A 17,622-nucleotide genomic window follows, 5' to 3' on the forward strand; every position below is an offset into this window, starting at 1 on the left:
CCCCAGAACCTCCGCGCCCCACACGAAGGGACCTCACGGTCGACGCGGCGAGCGTCCCGTGCCTGGAGGACCACCTCGTCCGAGGCACACCCACCCTGCCCGGCGCCTGGGCCCTGGACCTGATGTTCCAGGCGGCCCTGGACGACACGCGCCCCGAGCTGCGCACCGTCACCATCGAGGACGTGCGGTTCTCCCGCTTCATCCGCGTGAAGCCCGGAGGCAAGCAGGCCCTGCGCGCCGAGTGCACTCCACTCACCGATGCCCCGGGCCAGCACAGCGTGCAGGTGAAACTCACGGGCGACATCGTCCATGCCTCCGGCGTGGTGCTGGAGCGTGACCTTGTCTACGCCGAGGCCCGGTTCACGCTGACGGCGGAACCGCCCCGGTCCCCACACCGACTGGAGGCCGCCCACGCCTCGGGCCAGGGCATGGCCGTGCACGACCCGCACTGCGCCACGGGCTCCCCCATCGAGCTGCGCAGGATGTTCGACTGCCTGGAGGAGATCCGCCTGGAGGAAGACGCCCGCTTCGCACGGCTCGGGCTTCCGGAGTCCACGCGGCAGGCGGGCCACGGCGTGCCGGCGCTCGTGCTGGACGCGGCCCTGCGCCTGAGCGCGATGCACGTAGAGGGCGTGTCGAATGACGTGTTCGCTCCCGTGGGCGTCCAGCGGGCCACGTTCGACCGGGACCTGGTCGCGCACGACGCCAGGGCTCCTCGCCGGCTCACGCTGAAGTCGCTCGCTCCTCGCGTGGAGGGCGACCTGCTCCAGTGCGGCACCGTGGCGGCCCATGACGAAGCCGGCCGACTTCGGATGCTCATTGAAGGCGGCATCGCCCGCCCCATGGCTTGAACCTCATTCCCGCTCAGGCAACCGCCATGAACGACTTCTCTTCGTCCAGTCCCCTGCCCCCGGATGACGCCAAACGGCTCCGCTCGGAGTTGCGCCGCGTGCTGCCCCCGGAGGCCTTCGAACGACAACCCCTGCGCGGCATCGTCGCGCTCTGCCTGGTGCCCGTGGAGGCGGCGCTCATCTGGGTGCTCGGCACCTGGACGCTGCCCCACTGGGCGTGTCTGCTCATTGCATTCGCGCTGGGACAGCTCGTCACCGCCGTGGGGCTCGCCGCGCATGAAGCCCTGCACCACTCGGTGTTCCACAGCCGCAAGTGGGAGAGCCTGCTGGGCTGGGTGGGCTTCGCGCCCTTCCTGGTGACACCGGGCAACTGGAGGGCCTGGCACGTGCAGGCTCACCACAGCGCCGCCAACGTCCTCGTGAGGGATCCGGACATCCTCCCGCGGAGGACAGACTGGCACACCCAGGGATTCGCGAAGCTGTTCCACGCCATGTCCCCTGGGTCCGGACACTGGCTGAGCTTCATCAGCTTCAGCGTCTTCTTCACCGCGCAGGGCCAGGCCTTCCTCTGGCACCACTGCCGGCTGCCCGCGTTCCAGCACGTGCACCTGCACCGGGCCCGGGAGCGCGTGCTCACGGTGCTCGTCACCGTGGGTTGGGTGGCGCTCGGGTGGGTCCTGGGGCCCCGCGCGGCGTTCTACGCGCTGGTGCTCCCGCTGCTCATCGGGAACGTCACGTTGATGATCTACATCGCCACCAACCACTGGATGCAGCCCGCGGCGGAGGAGGCGGACAACCCCTTCGTGAACACCGCCAGCGTGGAGACCCACCCGCTGATGAACTGGATGCACTTCAACTTCAGCTACCACCAGGAGCACCACATCTTCCCGGCGCAGAGCCCCAGGTACGCCCCGCTCCTGCGCAAGCACCTGCGGGAGCTGAGCCTCAAGTCCTCCATCGTCTACCCGCACCTGCACGCCCTGCGCATGCTGTACCAGCGCCCGGCGCTCTACTCCGCGGATGGCCAGTCACTGATGGACCGGGACGGCACGGGAGAGGTGAGCACCACGGAGCTGCGCCGTCGGCTCGAAGCCACCTGAGCAGTATCATTCGCCCGGACGCCCGGCCGGTGGGCGGGCGTCCGGGTTGGCCCCGCTCCGACAGGCAAGGGCTCACCACGCGCCGCGGCATCCCCACCCTTCCGCCAACGGAGGAAATGGATGCTCACGGAGTCGGTGTCAGGCGGTCCCCGGACGGTGTCGCTTCACGAAGCGAAGGTGGAGGCCATCGCCCGGCAGCTGCGGCAGCGAAAGGGAACGGGGCCCGCGTCCTTCAAGAAGAAGTCCCCGCCCCACAGCGTGCCCAAGCGGTTCGACTCGCGGCGTCGCGACGAGAAGGTGGACCTGGGGGACCTGGACGCCATCCTCGACATCGACCCCGTGGGGATGACCTGCACCGCCGAGCCCGCCGCCACCTTCGACGCGGTGGTGCGCGCGACGCTGCCGCACGGGCTCGTCCCGTTCATCGTCCCCGAGCACAAGACCATCACGCTCGGGGGCGCCATCGCGGGGTGCTCCATCGAGTCCATGTCCTTCCGACAGGGCGGCTTCCACGACACGTGCCTGGAGTACGAGGTCATCACCGCGAAGGGGGACGTGCTGCGCTGCTCGCCGAAGGAGGAGCCGCTCCTCTTCCAGATGATGCACGGCTCGTTCGGAACGCTGGGCATCCTGTCCAAGGTGCGCTTCAAGCTCACGCGAGCAGCGCCCTACGTGCGGGTGACGAACGAGACGCACTCCACGCTGGAGTCCTTCCAGCAGGGCATCTGGCACCACTTCCAGGAGCCGGGCGCGGACTACCTGGACGGGCAGATCTTCTCGCCCACGAAGCACGTGCTGTGCGTGGGCCACTTCGTGGACCGGGCGCCGTACGTGAGCCGCTACGAATGGCTCACCGCGTACTGCGAGACCATCCCGCGCCGGAGCGAGGACTACCTCACGACGTATGACTACCTCTTCCGCTACAACCGGGGCGTCACGCACGCCCGGCCGCAGAACCTGCTCGCGAGGGCGCTGTTCGGAAAGTTCATCCACTCCGACAGCGTGCTGAGGACCGCCAACCGCTTCACCCAGCTGCTGCCGAAGAAGGACCCGCCGGTCATCGTGGACGTGTTCATCCCCTTCTCGCGCTCGGCGGACTTCATGGACTGGTACCACCGCGAGATGCGCCACTACCCCGTCTGGTGCGTGCCCTTCCGGCGGACGCGTGACTACGAATGGCTGACACCCCAGTGGTGGGCCGGAATGAACGACCCACTGTTCCTGGATCTGGCCGTGTACGGCATGCCGCAACCGCCGGGCCGCAACGTCTACAAGGAGCTGGAGGACGAGCTCCAGCGCGTGAACGGAACCAAGACGCTCATCTCGTACAACTACTACGACGAGGCGACCTTCTGGAGCATCTGGAACCGCGAGACGTACCAGGCAGTGAAGCAGCGCACGGACCCGGACAACCTCTTCCGGGACCTGTATGTGAAGACGTGCAAGGCGGCGCTCGGCCTTTAGTCAGCGCGGGCCGGCCAGGCTTCAGCCAATCTCCGTGCGCAGGTTCAGCGGACCGGCGGGGACGCCCACGTCGTGGAGCGCGGGGTCGTCCTTCTCCGTCTGCCAGGCGTTGGCTTCCGTCACGGTCTTGCCGGTCGCCTCGTTGGAGATGGACATCTTGCCGTTGTGGCCCGCGGGGGCAATCTGGCTGGTGTCGAAGCCGCTCCAACCCGTGCCGGAGTTCGCGAACGTGGCCTCGCCCCAGGTCTGACCGGAGTTCGCGCCGGGCTTCGCCGTGCCATCCTTCGACGCGGCCCACGCCACGCTGGTGTTGCTATCGAACGCCACCACCTGCGATTGGCCGGGCTGGAGCGTGAACGTCTTGGGCGTGCTCTTGTCGAAGTTCTGCCCGTCGTTCGGGTTCCCGTTCTCGCCCGTCTTGTTCCAGAGCGTGATGGTCTGCGGCTCGCGGGTCTTGTTGGTGAAGGTGTTCGTGTACTTGAACTGGCCCTTCTGGCTCTCGTCGATGAGCTGCATGTTGCTGTTGTACGGCGACCCGACGTTGTTCTTCGCGAGCCACGGCGCGTTCGCGGGCGCGGGCTCCGTGGAGCCGGCGGACGGAGGACCGAAGCCAGGGCCCGCGTCACTGTTGTACGTGGGGTGCGCCGGAGCCGCCGCGCTGGAGGCCGGAGCCGCGCTCTGGGCCGAGGGAGCCGCCGGAGCCGCCGCCGAAGGCGACGCCGCCGAAGGAGCTGGGGGAGCCGCCGACACGGGAGCCTCGAAGGTGGAGGCCGAAGACGCGGGAGCCGCCTGCTGCGCCGGAGCCGCACCGCCCACGCCGCCCACCGCGGACGCCGCACCCTCGGCGCCCTGGCCCAGGCCCGCGGGCGACTGCGTCTGGAGGAGCTTCACCAGCTGCGTGAGCTGGGCCACGACCTCCGACAGCTGCTTCTGGAAGTCCCCGGAGGCACCGCCCACCTTGCTCGGGCCCTGCTCGAACGAGTCGGCCATGAACATCCGGCGCAGGTCGTTCCGGGGCTGCTGAACCGAAGCCCCCACCACACCCTGAGCCGGAGCGGCGGCCGGCTTGAGCTGGGAGATGCTCGAGGAAGGCTGGAAGGAGGACGCGCGGTTCAGGGAGGAGATGGACATGCCGGGACCCAAGAGCAGGACGCATGCCAGCCCCTGGACTCCGTGAAATCAGTCACTTGGGCCGAGCGATCCCCGCCCGTCGCGATGACGCCATTCACCAGCTGATGTCTGGCGTCACCAGGGGGCTTCAGCCAGCGCGGGCCGCGAAGACGTCCCGCAGGCCCGCGATGAGCGCGTCGCCGGGATACGGCTCGCCCAGCGTCCCCAGCGCGTCGCGCAGCGCTCCGAAGAGTGCGTGGACGTGCCGGGGCTTGTCGCCGTCCCAGTCCAGGTGCCGGGCGATCTCCTGGCTCTGCACCCGGAACTTCTCCAGCGCCGCGTCATAGGGCGCAGCCGTGGGGATGTTGATGCGCAGCAGCAGCGCCAGCAGCGCGAGGACCTCCGCGAAGTCGTAGCGGTCCGCCTTCGCGTCGTAGAAGGATTCCAGACGCACGTTCTCCGGCTTGAACCAGTAGCCGATATGGGCCGCCGCCTTCTCCCGGCTGCGCTCCACGTCCACCTGGAGCTGGTCGTGCAGCTCCGGATCCATGTGCGTCACCAGCGACCAGAGCACCGTGGCCTTGCTCAAGGTCGTGCTGTCGAAGCGCCGCGTCGGCAGCGTGCGCAGCGGCGTTCCTTCGAAGGTGAGAACCTCCAGCTTCGGCAGCCGCGTGAGGACCTCCGGGAAGTCGAACATGAGCTGGACCTTCCGCCAGCTCCCGAAGGCCAGCCGGACGTAGGCATGGGGGTTGTTGATCAGGTTCACCCGCCGCAGCTCGACGCATCCGGCCAGTGACTCCGGCAGCCGCCAGAGGCAGTTGTACGACAGGTCCAGGGACCGCAGCTTCTTGAGCTCGCCGATGGACTCCGGCAGTTCCAGCAGGCGATTGCCGTGCAGGTCCAGCTCGCGCAGCTCCGTGAGCTGCCCCAGTTCTTCCGGGAGCGCGCGGAGGTTGTTGCGGCGGAGGTTGAGCTTCTCCAGCTTGCGGAACAGGAAGAGCTCCTCCGGAAGGGACGTGAGCGCCTTGTCCTCCAGCGTCAGGCTCTTGACCTTGTCGGGATCCGCGAGCTTCTTCGCGACGAGCTGACGGAACGCCTCCCGGATGCTGGTGAACGCGTCGCGGGCAACGGGCTTGCCGTCCGCCAGCCGTTCCCGCACCTTCTCCAGATCGACGCGGCCGTCCCTCACCACCGACGGGACGAAGACACCCTTCCCTTCGTAGGGGTCCTTCACGTCCTCCACCCCGCCGGCCACCGCGAACACCTTCGAGTCCTGGCCCAGGTAGCGATGCGCGTCGACAGCGCCCGCCACCTTGAAGGAGTAATGCGAGGCAAGCGTGCGGGCCTTGAGGTTGCCGCCCACGGAGATGCTGCCGTGGTTGTAGACCGCCACCAGGTCTTCGGTCGTCAAGTCGCCGGTGACATGGATCCGGGCACCGCCAATGGCGATGCGCTTCGCGACGAGGTTGCCGTGCACCTGGAGGAACGGGCCGAAGTCGTTCTCCCAGTTGAGCACGCAGCCTTCGACGGTGAGGTCGCCTCGCACGATGAGGCCGGTGAACGGAGGCTCGTCCTCGTCATCCAGCGCGAAGATTCCCTGGTGGAAGTCCAGCCCCAGGTCGTGGGGCATGACGACATTCCCGGTGAGGACGAGCACGCGGTCCGAGTCATCCTCGCGATTGCCAGGGGCCTTCACCTCGTCGCGAACCTGCGACCAGGTGAAGATTTCGAACGGCAGGTCGCGGGCGGGAGACTTGGAGGCCTTCTTCTTCATGCCCCGACCTCTACCCCATCCGGTCGGAGGCAGGCAGGGCCTTCGGTGCGCTCTCGCGGACGCGCTGAAGGGTGGAGTCCCAGAGCAGCGACCAGGCCTCGCGGTTTCCATCAAACCCGCCCTGGCGGATCCGCGCCGCCAGCTCGTGGTTCAGCTCCGCGAGCCCCCCTTCGCGCTGGAGCAGGACCGACAGCGCCCCGCGTTCTTGCTGCTGGGGCTCGTCACCCGCGCGGAGTTGCCGCTCGGCGATGCCCATCGCGTTGGCGATCATCCGCGCCGCGTAGACCTTGTCCTCCGGCAGCCCGGGCAGCAGCTCCCGCAGCAGCACCTCGCGAGCAATCGCCAGCAGCGCGGCCCCGTCCGGCTGTTCACGCATTCCGTCCTCCCGTCATCGAAAGAAGTTCCAGCTCCAGCTCCGGCACGACATGCGCCGTCAGCGCCAGCTCCAGCGAGGGCTCGCGGCCGGAGACGTGACGCTCGCCCTGCTGCAGGGCAATCACCGCCCACCGCGCATGGGCGAAGACCTCCCAGTAGCGCACCGCCTCCCAATCCAGCGTGCGGCCGCTCACGCGCGCATAGCCGCGCGCCAGCGCCTCACGGGAGCCAATGCCTCCCGCCTCCTGGTCGAACTGGCCGAAGCGCCAGCACCGCGCGCAGAACCACCCGAGGTCCTCCAGTGGGTCCGACCACGCCGCGAACTCCCAATCCAGCACGGCCGTGAGGCCGGCTTCGTCCAGCATGTAATTGCCGGTGCGGAAATCGCGATGCGTCAGCACCAGCTCCGGAGTCTTTGGCGCATGCCGCTCCAGCCAGCGGATCCCCCACTCCAGCGCGGGGAACGCCGCGTGGTGGCCGTCCAGGAAGGATTGGAACTCCTTCACGCCCCGCAGCGCGGGCGACAACGCCGGCACCGGGAGGAAGGACAGGGCTTCCACGGGAGGACGGATGGCATGCAGCCGCGCCAGCTCCGCTCCCAGCCGTTCGGTCAGCGCTTCGCGGTCTCCGCCCAGCCCCAGGTCCTTCACGATGCGATGCCCGGCGGCGGTCCCCCGGGCCTTGCGCATCACGAAGAAAGCGCGCCCAAGCACGGAGCCATCTCCCAGCCACAGCGGCTCCGGCACCGTCACGCCCGCGCGAAAGGCCTCTCGCAGCAGGGCGAACTCCTGGGCACGGTCGTGCGACACGGAGACGCCCGAGGCCGCATCGGAGCGCAGCACGCACTCCAGCACGCCTTCATGCGGCCCTCCGCTCACCACAGCCGTCAGCAGCCAGTTCTCCTGGATGGCGCCCCCGGAGAGCAGGCGCGCATCGACGAGCCGCACCTCGCGGGCCTCCGCCTTCGTGGCCAGGAAGGACTCCAGCGCGTGCCTGTGTTCCTCGCGCATCGTCATCCCACGCCCCACCGGAAGAAGTCCGCGCCCTCCGACAGATAGGCACGCGACAGCACCATCTTGTGGATTTCACTGGCCCCATCCACCAACCGCGCCTGACGCGCGTACCGGTAGATCCATTCAACGAGCGTGTCCTTGGAGTAGCCGCGCGCGCCCATCAACTGGATGGCCGTATCCGCGGCCTTGTGCAGCGCATCCGCCACGTGGATCTTCGCGATGGAGATGTCCGTGCGCGCGAAGTCCCCCTGGTCCAGCTTCCAGGCGGCGCTCATGGTGAGCAGCCGCCCGATGTGGATGTCCTTGGCCGCGTCGCCCAACATCCACTGCACGCCCTCATGCTGAGCCAGGGTCTCCCCGAAGCTCATCCGCCGCGAGACGTAACCGCCCGCCTCCTCCAGGCACCGCTTCGCCAATCCCAGCCAGCGCATGCAGTGCGTGAGGCGCGCCGTGCCCAGACGGATCTGCGTCACCTTGAGGCCATCACCCACGCCCAGCAGGCGCTGCTCGTCCGGGATGCGCAGCCCCTCGAAGACGAGCTCGCAATGACCACCGTGCTCCTCGGGACCCATGATGGGAATGCGTCGCTCAATGCGCCATCCAGGTTGGCTGGCATCGAAGAGGAACGCAGTGAGTCCCTTGCGCTCGACGTCGGAGGTGCGCGCCACGACGATGAAGTGCTGCGCGCCCTGGGCACCGGTGATGAACCACTTGCGGCCCGTGAGCACCCATTCGTCGCCCTGCTTCTCCGCCCGCGTATAGGTGAGTGACGGGTCGGAGCCGCAGCCGTCGGGCTCCGTCATCGCGAAGGCGGAGCGCACCCGTCCGTCGACGAGGGGCTGCAACCAGCGCTGCTTCAGCGCCTCCGTCGCGAGCACCTTCTCCAGGACGATCATGTTGCCGTCATCCGGAGGCGCGGCGTTGAACATCACGGGCCCGAAGGGCGAACGCGCCGCCTCCTCGTAACAGGCCGCCATGCCCACCACGCCCAGCCCCTGCCCTCCGCGAGCCTTGGGCATCTGGAAGGCCCAGAGCCCCTGCGCGCGGGCCAGCTCCCGCACCCGAGCCACCACCTCCTCGCGGAGGTTCTCGTGCGCGTCGAACGCATCCGGCTGCTTCTCCAGCGGCAACACGTGCGTGGCCACGAACTCACGCACACGCAGCCGGTACGCTTCGATTTCAGGGGACAGCGAGAAGTCCATTGGGTCACCGGGCCGAAGGGAGGACTACAGGGTGGAGCAGAGGTGGCCACCATCCACCTCAATGACAGAACCACTCATGTAGCTGCCGGCCTCCGACGCCAGCAGCAGCAGCGGCCCATCCAGCTCCCGCATGTGCCCCAGCCGCCGGAAGGGAATGCGAGCAAGCAGCTTCTGTCCCGCGTCCTTCCCGAAGAAGGTCCGGTTGAAGTCCGTCTCGATGTATCCGGGGGCCAGCGCGTTCACGCGGATCCGATGCCGCGCCAGTTCGAACGCCATCGCCTTGGTGAGGTGGATCACCCCGGCCTTGGAGGCACAGTAGGGCGCCACCCCGCCGCCCACCCGCAGGCCCAGGATGGACGCGATGTGGATGATGCTGCCCGGCGCCTCGCGCTCCACCAGACGGCGCGCCACGGCCTTCGACACGAGATACGAACCCTTGAGGTTGGTGTCGATGACGGCGTCCCACTGCGCCTCCTCCACCTGGAGGAAGAAGCCGTCGCCGGACACGCCCGCGTTGTTCACCAGCACGTCCAGCACCCCACCCGCCAGCGCCTCCGCCTCGGCCACGGCCTCCTGCACGGACGCCGCGAGCGTCACGTCCATGGACACCGCATGGGCACGCAGCCCCAGCTCCCGCAGCCGCTCCACCTCCGCGGTCAGCCGGTCCGAGCGCCGCGCCGCCAACACCACCTCCGCGCCCGCCCGGGCCAGCACCTCCGCGAAGTGCAAACCCAACCCTCCGGAGGCGCCCGTCACCAGCGCACGGCGGCCCTCCAGACCAAACGCATCCACACTCATGAACGGGCTCCAGGGCAGGCAATCGATGACGCGAAACGTCGAAGACTCCGGGGCGATGGCAATGACTCTTGTTGTTGACGCAGCGCCAACAAGTCTCCACTATACCCAGCACATGAGCCAGGATTTCCAACCATGAGCTACCAACACATCCGCGTTTCCTACGCGGACCGGGTCGCCAATGTGGAACTGCACCGGCCCGAAGCGCGCAATGGCTTCACCGTGCTCATGGCGGATGAACTGGCCTCCGCGCTCGCCGCGGCGGACGCGGATGAAGCGGTGCGGGTGGTCATCCTCTCTGGCGCCGGCAAGGACTTCTGCGTGGGAGCGGACCTCAGCGGCCAGTCCCTGGAGGTCACGAACACAGACATCCCCGGCGGTGCCTGGGTCGAACCCGCGACGCGCGTGGCCCGCCAGCTGTTCATGTTGAGAAAGCCAGTCATCGCCGCCATCCAGGGCGCGGCGGTGGGCGTGGGCTCCACGATGATCCTCCCCGCGGACTTCCGGCTCGCGGCCAGGAACAGCCGCTTCGGGTTTGTCTTCAGCCGGCGAGGCATCTACCCGGAAGCGGGCTCCTGCTGGTTCCTGCCCCGGCTGGTGGGCCTGGGCCGCGCCATGGATTGGATGGTGAGCGGGCGGCTCGTGCCGGCGGAGGAGGCACTCAACGCGGGGCTCGTCCAATCCCTCCATGAACCCGATGCCCTGGCCACCGCGGCGCAGACGCTCGCTCGGGAGCTGGTGGAATCAACCGCGCCGGTGTCCGTGGCCGTCATCCGTCAGGCGCTCTACCGGATGAGCGCCCTCCCCTCGCCGGAGCCCGCGTTCGCCCTGGACAGTCAGCTCATCGCGAGCCTCGGAGAGAGCCCGGACGCGCTAGAAGGTGTCATGGCCTTCATGCAGAAGCGACCCGCGCGATTCTCCCGGACGGTGACCCAAGACCTGCCTGTGTTCCTCCCCTGGCAGGAGACCCGGCGATGAGCGCCCTGGCCCCCCGCTGGAAGCGGCTGGAACCGGACGAGCGCCGGAAGCAGATCCTCGAGTGCGCCATGCGCCTGTTCGGCGAGCGCCCCTACGCGGATGTCTCCACCACTGACATCGCCAAGGAGGCGGGCGTCGCGCGGGGGCTCCTCAATCACTACTTCGGGCAGAAGCGGGACCTCTACCTGAAGGTCGTGAAGCGAATGCTGCTCATGCCCGGCATCGAAAAGAGCGTCCCCATGACCGGAACCCTGCGAGAGCGCGTGGAGCGCAGCGTCGAGTGGTACCTGGACACCGTGGCGACCCACGGCAAGACGTACCTGGCCGTCATCGGGAGCGGCAGCATCGGCGCGGATCCGGACGTGGACCGCATCATCGCCGAGGCGGACGACGTGGCCGCGTCGCGAACGCTCGAGTTCCTGGGGCTCAAGGCCGAGGTCGGCAACGATTCGCGGCAGCGGGCGATGATCCGCTCCTACAGCGGGCTGGTGAAGGCCTCCATCCGCGAGTGGCTCCGCGACGGAACGCTCACCCGCGAGGAGACGCACCTGCTCCTGAGCGAATCACTCCTGCTCATCGTGCGCGACCTGCTCCCCCAGCTCGTCCAGACGGCCACGCCCGGACGTGCCACCCCGGCGAAGCCGAAGGCCCAGAAGTGACGCGGCCGATGGCCGGTCCGGGCCCGCTCACCGGACGCACGCTGCTCATGTCCGGCGGAAGCCGTGGCATCGGGCTGGCCATCGGTGTCGCGGCCGGACGGCTGGGCGCCAACGTCGCGCTCCTGGCGAAGACGGGCACGCCGGACCCGCGTCTGCCGGGCACGGTCCACACGGCCGCCGCGGAGATTGAAGCCGCGGGCGGCAAGGCGCTCGCGGTGGTGGGCGACGTGCGGGACGAAGCGGACGTGCAGCGCGCCGTGGACGAAACGGTGGCCCGCTTCGGCGGCATCGACTTCTGCCTCAACAACGCGAGCGCCCTGGCCCCGCTCAAGACCGAAGAGCTCCCGCTCAAGCGCTTCGACCTGATGCAGCAAATTCAACTGCGCGGGACGTTCCTGCTCACGCGCACGGCGCTGCCGCACCTGCGGCGCTCGTCCCACGCTCACATCCTTTCGTTGTCCCCACCTGTGAACCTGGCGCCCCACTGGATGGGCCTGCACCCGGCGTACACGATGGCCAAGTACGGCATGACGCTGCTCACGCTCGGCTGGGCGGCGGAGCTGGCGGACGCCGGCATTGGCGCGAACGCGCTCTGGCCTCGCACGCTCATCGCCACCGCCGCCGTGAAGAACCTGCTCGGCGGGGACGCGTCAATGGAGCGGGCCCGCGCGCCGGAAATCATGGCGGACGCGGCCGTGGCCATCCTCCAGCGCCCGCCGCGCGAGTGCACCGGACAGACCTTCATCGACGAGGACGTCCTGCGCGCGGGTGGAGTCACTGATTTCAGCCGCTACGGCGGCGGCCCGGATGTGGTGCTCGACCTGTACGTCGATCCCTGAAGAGGAAGCACGACAGACAACCTGATTGTCCTTTGACCTGGCGGAGGTGTGTCCATGGGTGCGTTTGACGCGAACCTGGAAGCGCAGTGCCTGTCCCTCGCGGCCCAGCTCACGCTGCCGCGCCTCCTTCAGCGCAACGCCACGGAATACGCGGACGCGCCCGCCCTCACCTCCGGGAACAGCACCCTCACCTGGAGCCAGCTGCGTCAGCGCACCGCCGCGATGACCCGCGGGCTCTGCGTGCTGGGGCTGAAGCGGGGCGAGCGGATGATGATCATGATGTCCGGCCGGCCGGAGCATTGGATCATCGACTATGCGGCGGCCCACCTGGGCGCCATCTCCTGTACCGCGTACCAGACCCTGAGCACCGAACAGGTGGGCTACGTCGCCCGGCACAGCGCGGCCACGGTGGTGGTGCTGGAGGGCGCGGACGAGCTGGCCCGGTGGTGGCCGGTGCTCGAATCGCTCCCCGCCCTCCAGCGCATCGTCGTCGTGGACGCCTCCGCCCTTCCACGCGGGGACTCGCGGTTCATCTCCTTCGCGGAGCTCGAAGCCGAAGGCCGCGCCCTCCACGAGGCCAACCCCCAGTCCTTCGAGGACGCCTGGAAGGACATCCGCCCGGAGGATCCGCTGGCGATGATGTACACCTCCGGCACCACCGGCGACCCCAAGGGCGTGGTGCTGAGCCACCTCAACGCCTTCTATGAAGCCGTCGCGGTGGACCAGTGCGTCCCCGTGCCGATGCGCGTCCCCTCCATCGCCTATCTCCCGCTGGCGCATGTGGCGGAGCGCGAACTGGGGCTGTACCGAGCGCTCTACAAAGCACTGCACATGCACCTGTGCACGGACCCCACGGGCGTGGTGCCGCTGTTGGCCCGCTCGCGAGCGCCCGCGTTCTTCGGCGTGCCGCGCCTCTGGGAGAAGCTCGCGTCGAGCCTGCGCTTGAAGGTGGACGCGCTCCCCTCCGCCCAGCGTGAGCCCCTGCTCGCAGCCCACGCCGCCGCGATGGAGTCCTTCCGGCTGCGCGGCGCTGGCAGGGCCGTGCCGCCGGAGGTCCAGCAGAAGGCCGCGGACGCCGAAGCGCGCGTGCTCGAACCGCTGCGCAAGTCCATGGGCCTGGATGCGTTGCATTGGACGAGCAGCGGCTCCGCGCCCATCCCCGTGGACATCCTCGAATACCTGGGCGGCTTCGGCATCCAGGTGCTGGAGGTCTGGGGCATGAGCGAGACCACCGGCTGCGCCACCATCAACACCCCCACCGACTTCCGAGTCGGCTCCGTGGGGCGGCCCATCCCCGGGCTCCAACTCAAGCTGGCGTTGGACGGGGAAATCTTCGTGCGCGGTCCGGTGGTGTTCATGGGCTACCTCGCGGCGGACGGCCAGATTGCCCGCGCGACGGACGCGGACGGCTGGCTCGCCACTGGCGACATCGGCACGCTCGACGCGGATGGATTCCTCAGCATCACCGACCGCAAGAAGGAGCTGATCATCACGTCGAGCGGGAAGAACATCGCCCCCTCCAAGCTCGAAGGCATGCTGCGCGCCCACCCGCTGGTGGCCCAGGCCATCGCGATTGGCGACGGGCACCCCTACGTGACGGCGCTCGTCTCCCTGGATCCGGAGGCCGCGCCGCTCTGGGCCAAGGCCCGGGGCCTGTCCTCGGTGTCGCTGGAGGAGCTCGCGCGAGACCCCACCGTCCAGGCCGAGCTGGAATCCCTCGTCGCCGCGGCCAACGTCCGCCTCTCCCGTTCCGAGCAGATCAAACGCTTCCACGTCGTCCCGGAAGCGTGGTCCCCGGTGACGGGAGAGCTGACGGTCACCCTCAAGCTCAAGCGCCGCGTGCTGCTCGCGCAGTACGCCGAACGCATCGCCGCGCTCTACGCGAACGCCTGACGCCCCTTCGGAGAACCGCCATGCATGTGAGAACCCCGGAGCAAGCCTCGTTCGCGGATGCCATCGACGCGTTCTGCCGCGCCAGGACGGGCACGCGCGCGCAGCGGGACGCGCTGACCCATAACGGCACGGAGGCCCACGCCCCCGGCCTCTACGCCCAAATGGCCGAGTTGGGCTGGCTGGGCGTGGGCATCCCCACGGAGTACGGCGGCTCCGGCGGAGGCATGTCCGACATGTGCCTCTTCGCGGAGCGGACCGCGTACGGGCTCGCGCCGGTAGGCGGCTACATCACCACCGCGGTGGCGGCAGGCCCCTACGCGAAGTTCGGGACCCCGGTGCAGAAGGAGACAATCCTCGGAGGCATCGCACGCGGCCGGGTGGAGGCCATCTCCATCTCCGAACCCGGGGCCGGCTCCGACGCCGCCGCCATCACCTGCCGCGCGGTCCGGACGCACGGGGGCTTCGTGGTCAACGGACAGAAGACCTGGTGCTCCAACGCGCACTTCGCGGACCACGTGTTGCTCGTGGCGCGCACGAACTCCGTGGGTTCGCGGCATGAAGGCCTCACCATGTTCTGCGTCTCCGCGGGCACGCCCGGCATGGAGATCCGCGGCATCCCCACGATGGGCGGCAAGGAGGTCAACGACGTCTTCTTCACGGACTGCTTCCTGCCGGAGTCCTCCGTGGTCGGCCTCGTGGACCAGGCGTGGCCCCAGCTGATGGCGGGGCTCAACAGCGAGCGGCTCCTGCTCGCCGCGTCCATGCTGGGCCGGGGCCGGCGCGCGTTCGACGACGCCGTCGCCTACGTGAAGGAGCGCAAGCAGTTCGGCCGCGCCGTCGGCTCATTCCAAGCGCTCAAGCACCGCATCGCGGACCTGGCCACGGAGCTGGATTGCTGCGAGCTGCTCGTCTACCGCGTGGCGGCCATGGCCGACGAGCACCCGGACCGGATGCTCCCCCGCGAGGCCTCCATGGCGAAGCTCAAGACGACGGAGACCGCCAAGCGCGTGGCGCTGGAGGGCATGCAGATGATGGGCGGCTACGGCTACGCCACCGAATACGACATGGAGTCGCACCTGCGCGCCACGGTCATCTCCACCGTCTACGGCGGCACCAGCGAAATCCAGCGCGACATCATCGGCAAGACCTTCGGACTCTAGGAGACAGACATCATGACGACGGCACGTCCCCGGTGGAGCTCGGATGACGTCGAGCAGGTGCGCACGCTCGCGGCCACCTACTTCACGAAGGAGGTCCTCCCCAACCTGCCCAAGCACGTGGAGCAGGGCTACCCGGACAAGGCGCTCTACCGCCGCGCCGGAGAGCTGGGCCTCTTGTGCATGTCCATCCCGGAGGCCTACGGCGGCGTGGGCGGCACGTTCGCGCACGAGGCGGTCCTCATCGAGGAGCAGATCCGCGCCGGGGACCCGTCCATGGGCTTCCCCGTCCACTGCGCCATCGTCGCGCACTACCTGCTCGCCTACGCATCGGAGGCCCAGAAACAGAAGTGGCTGCCCCGTCTGGCCAGCGGCGAGTGGGTGGGCGCCATCGCCATGACCGAGCCGGGGACGGGCTCCGACCTCCAGGCCATCTCCACCCGCGCGGTGCGTGAAGGCGACTTCTACCGGGTGAGCGGCGCGAAGACGTTCATCTCCAACGGCCACGTCTGCGACTTCATCATCATCGTCGTGCGCACGGGTCAGCCGGGCCATGCGGGCATCTCCCTGTTGTGCGCGGAGGTCTCCGACACGACGCCCGGCTTCCAGCGGGGCCGCATCCTCGACAAGCTGGGGGGCAAGGGTCAGGACACCACCGAGTTCTTCTTCGACGACCTGCGCGTCCCCGCCGTCAACCTGCTGGGAGGAGAAGAGGGCCGGGGCTTCGCCCAGCTCATGCAGCAACTGCCCCAGGAGCGGCTGACCACGGCCATCATCGCGGTGGCGAGCCTGGAGCGCGCGGTCCAGCTCACGGTCGAGTACACGAAGCAGCGCCACGTCTTCGGCAAGCCGCTCTTCGCCCTGCAGAACACGCGCTTCGAGCTGGCGGAGTGCGCCACGCTCCAGCGGGTCTGCCGCACCTTCGTGGATGACTGCGTGGCGTCCCACCTGGAAGGCCGACTCGATGTGACGACGGCGGCCATGGCGAAGTACTGGGTGTCCGACCAGGCCTGCCTGGTAGTGGACCGCTGCCTCCAGCTGTTCGGCGGGTATGGGTATATGAAGGAATACCCCATCGCCCATCTGTTCGCGGACACCCGCGTCCTGCGAATCTTCGCCGGCGCGAACGAGGTCATGAAGGAGCTCGTCGCCCGGTCCCTGTAGCCCCTCCCTTCTCACAAGGAGGCTCCCCGTGAGCCAGGAAGCATTCATCTTCGACGCCGTCCGTACCCCTCGCGGCAAGGGCAAGAAGGGCGCCCTGCATGGCACCAAGCCAGTGTCGCTGCTCGTCGGCCTGGTGGACGCGCTCAAGCAGCGCAACCCGAACCTGGACCCGAAGCACATCGACGACGTGGTGCTGGGCGTCGTCTCCCCCGTGGGCGACCAGGGCGCGGACATCGCGCGCACGCTGGTGCTGGTCGCGGGCCTGCCGGACACCACCGGCGGCGTTCAGCTCAACCGCTTCTGTGCCTCCGGCCTGACAGCGGTGAACATGGCCGCGCAGCAGGTGCGCTCCGGCTGGGAGCACCTGGTCATCGCTGGCGGCGTGGAGAGCATGTCCCGCGTCGCCATGGGCTCCGACGGCGGCGCGTGGGCCATGGACCCCGCCACCAACTACGACACCTACTTCGTGCCGCAGGGCATCTCCGCGGACCTCATCGCGACCATGGAGGGCTTCACCCGCGAGGACGTGGACCGCTACGCCGTGCGCTCGCAGGAGCGCGCCGCCCACGCGTGGAAGAACGGCTACTTCCAGAAGTCCGTCGTCCCCGTGGTGGACCAGAACGGGCTCATCATCCTGGACCGCGATGAGCACATGCGCCCGGACTCCACCGTGGCCTCGCTGGGCCAGCTGAGCGCGTCCTTCACCACCATGGGTGAGATGGGCGGCTTCGACGCGGTGGCGCTCCAGAAGTACCACGCGGTGGAGCGCATCCATCACGTGCACACGCCGGGCAACTCCTCCGGCATCGTGGACGGCGCGGCGCTGGTGCTGGTGGGCTCGGAGAAGGTGGGCAAGACGCTGGGCCTCAAGCCTCGCGCGCGCATCGCCGCCGTGGCCACGTCCGGCGCGGAGCCCACCATCATGCTCACCGGCCCGCTGCCGGCCACCCGCAAGCTGCTGGACATCGCCGGCCTGTCGGTGAAGGACATCGACCTCTTCGAGCTCAACGAGGCCTTCGCCTCCGTGGTCCTCAAGTACCAGAAGGACCTGGACATCCCGGACGAGAAGCTCAACGTCAACGGCGGCGCCATCGCCATGGGTCACCCGCTGGGTGCCACCGGCGCCATGATTCTTGGAACCGTGGTGGATGAACTGGAGCGGCGCAATGCGCGTCGCGCGGTCGTCACCCTGTGCGTCGGCGGCGGCATGGGTGTGGCCACCCTCGTCGAGCGCGTCTGACCCTTCCC

Annotated in this window: 16 protein-coding genes; 10 read left to right on the plus strand and 6 right to left on the minus strand. The window is 68.8% G+C overall.

The window, feature by feature from the left end:
• The 3 genes from D7V77_RS20825 to D7V77_RS20835 form a co-directional block, all read left to right on the plus strand.
• Window positions 1-851 (plus strand): polyketide synthase dehydratase domain-containing protein (locus tag D7V77_RS20825; RefSeq protein ID WP_199733813.1); only part of this gene is annotated, 851 nt, incomplete at its 5' end.
• Window positions 852-877: 26 nt separating this feature from the next.
• Window positions 878-1,951, plus strand: coding sequence for a fatty acid desaturase (locus tag D7V77_RS20830; protein WP_120578041.1), 1,074 nt, complete (start codon window positions 878-880; stop codon window positions 1,949-1,951).
• Window positions 1,952-2,071: 120 nt separating this feature from the next.
• A complete protein-coding gene (locus tag D7V77_RS20835) occupies window positions 2,072-3,415 on the plus strand; it encodes an FAD-binding oxidoreductase (protein ID WP_120578042.1) in 1,344 nt (447 codons plus the stop codon).
• A gap of 21 nt (window positions 3,416-3,436) precedes the next feature.
• Here the strand turns inward: D7V77_RS20835 and D7V77_RS20840 are convergent, their stop codons facing one another.
• From D7V77_RS20840 to D7V77_RS20865, 6 genes are all read right to left on the minus strand, one after another.
• A complete protein-coding gene (locus D7V77_RS20840; protein ID WP_120578043.1) occupies window positions 3,437-4,546 on the minus strand; it encodes a hypothetical protein in 1,110 nt (369 codons plus the stop codon).
• Between the two features lie 127 nt (window positions 4,547-4,673).
• A complete protein-coding gene (locus tag D7V77_RS20845; RefSeq protein ID WP_120578044.1) occupies window positions 4,674-6,299 on the minus strand; it encodes a leucine-rich repeat domain-containing protein in 1,626 nt (541 codons plus the stop codon).
• 10 nt (window positions 6,300-6,309) lie between these two features.
• Window positions 6,310-6,675 carry a DUF6285 domain-containing protein gene (locus D7V77_RS20850; RefSeq protein ID WP_120578045.1) on the minus strand — a complete coding sequence of 122 codons (366 nt, stop codon included), beginning with the start codon at window positions 6,673-6,675 and terminating at the stop codon, window positions 6,310-6,312.
• The gene (locus D7V77_RS20855) at window positions 6,668-7,690 is read right to left on the minus strand and encodes a phosphotransferase family protein (protein ID WP_233597130.1); all 1,023 of its coding nucleotides are present in this window, start codon (window positions 7,688-7,690) and stop codon (window positions 6,668-6,670) included. Before D7V77_RS20855 ends, D7V77_RS20850 begins: the two co-directional genes overlap by 8 nt.
• Entirely contained in the window at window positions 7,687-8,889 is a 1,203-nt protein-coding gene (locus D7V77_RS20860; RefSeq protein ID WP_120578047.1) for an acyl-CoA dehydrogenase family protein, read from the minus strand. The genes D7V77_RS20855 and D7V77_RS20860 overlap by 4 nt, the downstream gene beginning before the upstream one ends.
• Window positions 8,890-8,913: 24 nt before the next feature.
• Entirely contained in the window at window positions 8,914-9,687 is a 774-nt protein-coding gene (locus D7V77_RS20865) for an SDR family NAD(P)-dependent oxidoreductase (RefSeq protein ID WP_120578048.1), read from the minus strand.
• A gap of 132 nt (window positions 9,688-9,819) precedes the next feature.
• Between D7V77_RS20865 and D7V77_RS20870 the strand changes: the two genes are divergently transcribed.
• The 7 genes from D7V77_RS20870 to D7V77_RS20900 are packed head-to-tail and all read left to right on the plus strand — an operon-like array spanning window position 9,820 to window position 17,614.
• Window positions 9,820-10,662, plus strand: a complete 843-nt coding sequence (locus D7V77_RS20870) for an enoyl-CoA hydratase-related protein (protein WP_120578049.1) — start codon at window positions 9,820-9,822, stop codon at window positions 10,660-10,662.
• Window positions 10,659-11,321, plus strand: coding sequence for a TetR/AcrR family transcriptional regulator (locus tag D7V77_RS20875; RefSeq protein WP_120578050.1), 663 nt, complete (start codon window positions 10,659-10,661; stop codon window positions 11,319-11,321). The genes D7V77_RS20870 and D7V77_RS20875 overlap by 4 nt, the downstream gene beginning before the upstream one ends.
• A gap of 8 nt (window positions 11,322-11,329) precedes the next feature.
• Window positions 11,330-12,160, plus strand: a complete 831-nt coding sequence (locus D7V77_RS20880) for an NAD(P)-dependent oxidoreductase (RefSeq protein WP_120578051.1) — start codon at window positions 11,330-11,332, stop codon at window positions 12,158-12,160.
• A gap of 54 nt (window positions 12,161-12,214) precedes the next feature.
• The gene (locus tag D7V77_RS20885) at window positions 12,215-14,053 is read left to right on the plus strand and encodes a long-chain fatty acid--CoA ligase (RefSeq protein WP_120578052.1); all 1,839 of its coding nucleotides are present in this window, start codon (window positions 12,215-12,217) and stop codon (window positions 14,051-14,053) included.
• A 20-nt stretch (window positions 14,054-14,073) separates the two neighbouring features.
• The gene (locus D7V77_RS20890; protein WP_120578053.1) at window positions 14,074-15,213 is read left to right on the plus strand and encodes an acyl-CoA dehydrogenase family protein; all 1,140 of its coding nucleotides are present in this window, start codon (window positions 14,074-14,076) and stop codon (window positions 15,211-15,213) included.
• A gap of 12 nt (window positions 15,214-15,225) precedes the next feature.
• The gene (locus D7V77_RS20895; protein ID WP_120578054.1) at window positions 15,226-16,374 is read left to right on the plus strand and encodes an acyl-CoA dehydrogenase family protein; all 1,149 of its coding nucleotides are present in this window, start codon (window positions 15,226-15,228) and stop codon (window positions 16,372-16,374) included.
• A gap of 28 nt (window positions 16,375-16,402) precedes the next feature.
• Window positions 16,403-17,614 (plus strand): acetyl-CoA C-acetyltransferase, encoded by a 1,212-nt coding sequence (locus tag D7V77_RS20900; protein ID WP_120578055.1) that lies wholly within the window; start codon window positions 16,403-16,405, stop codon window positions 17,612-17,614.
• Window positions 17,615-17,622: the final 8 nt, after the last annotated feature.

Origin of the sequence: Corallococcus sp. CA041A (assembly GCF_003612075.1) — a bacterium.
Lineage (GTDB): Bacteria > Myxococcota > Myxococcia > Myxococcales > Myxococcaceae > Corallococcus > Corallococcus exiguus.

Bases quoted from the DNA above. Each gene is read 5' to 3' on its own strand.
- D7V77_RS20830 (WP_120578041.1), top strand. From the start codon at position 878: ATGAACGACTTCTCTTCGTCCAGTCCCCTGCCCCCGGATGACGCCAAA.
- D7V77_RS20835 (WP_120578042.1), top strand. From the start codon at position 2,072: ATGCTCACGGAGTCGGTGTCAGGCGGTCCCCGGACGGTGTCGCTTCAC.
- D7V77_RS20840 (WP_120578043.1), bottom strand. From the start codon at position 4,546: ATGTCCATCTCCTCCCTGAACCGCGCGTCCTCCTTCCAGCCTTCCTCG.
- D7V77_RS20845 (WP_120578044.1), bottom strand. From the start codon at position 6,299: ATGAAGAAGAAGGCCTCCAAGTCTCCCGCCCGCGACCTGCCGTTCGAA.
- D7V77_RS20850 (WP_120578045.1), bottom strand. From the start codon at position 6,675: ATGCGTGAACAGCCGGACGGGGCCGCGCTGCTGGCGATTGCTCGCGAG.
- D7V77_RS20855 (WP_233597130.1), bottom strand. From the start codon at position 7,690: ATGACGATGCGCGAGGAACACAGGCACGCGCTGGAGTCCTTCCTGGCC.
- D7V77_RS20860 (WP_120578047.1), bottom strand. From the start codon at position 8,889: ATGGACTTCTCGCTGTCCCCTGAAATCGAAGCGTACCGGCTGCGTGTG.
- D7V77_RS20865 (WP_120578048.1), bottom strand. From the start codon at position 9,687: ATGAGTGTGGATGCGTTTGGTCTGGAGGGCCGCCGTGCGCTGGTGACG.
- D7V77_RS20870 (WP_120578049.1), top strand. From the start codon at position 9,820: ATGAGCTACCAACACATCCGCGTTTCCTACGCGGACCGGGTCGCCAAT.
- D7V77_RS20875 (WP_120578050.1), top strand. From the start codon at position 10,659: ATGAGCGCCCTGGCCCCCCGCTGGAAGCGGCTGGAACCGGACGAGCGC.
- D7V77_RS20880 (WP_120578051.1), top strand. From the start codon at position 11,330: ATGGCCGGTCCGGGCCCGCTCACCGGACGCACGCTGCTCATGTCCGGC.
- D7V77_RS20885 (WP_120578052.1), top strand. From the start codon at position 12,215: ATGGGTGCGTTTGACGCGAACCTGGAAGCGCAGTGCCTGTCCCTCGCG.
- D7V77_RS20890 (WP_120578053.1), top strand. From the start codon at position 14,074: ATGCATGTGAGAACCCCGGAGCAAGCCTCGTTCGCGGATGCCATCGAC.
- D7V77_RS20895 (WP_120578054.1), top strand. From the start codon at position 15,226: ATGACGACGGCACGTCCCCGGTGGAGCTCGGATGACGTCGAGCAGGTG.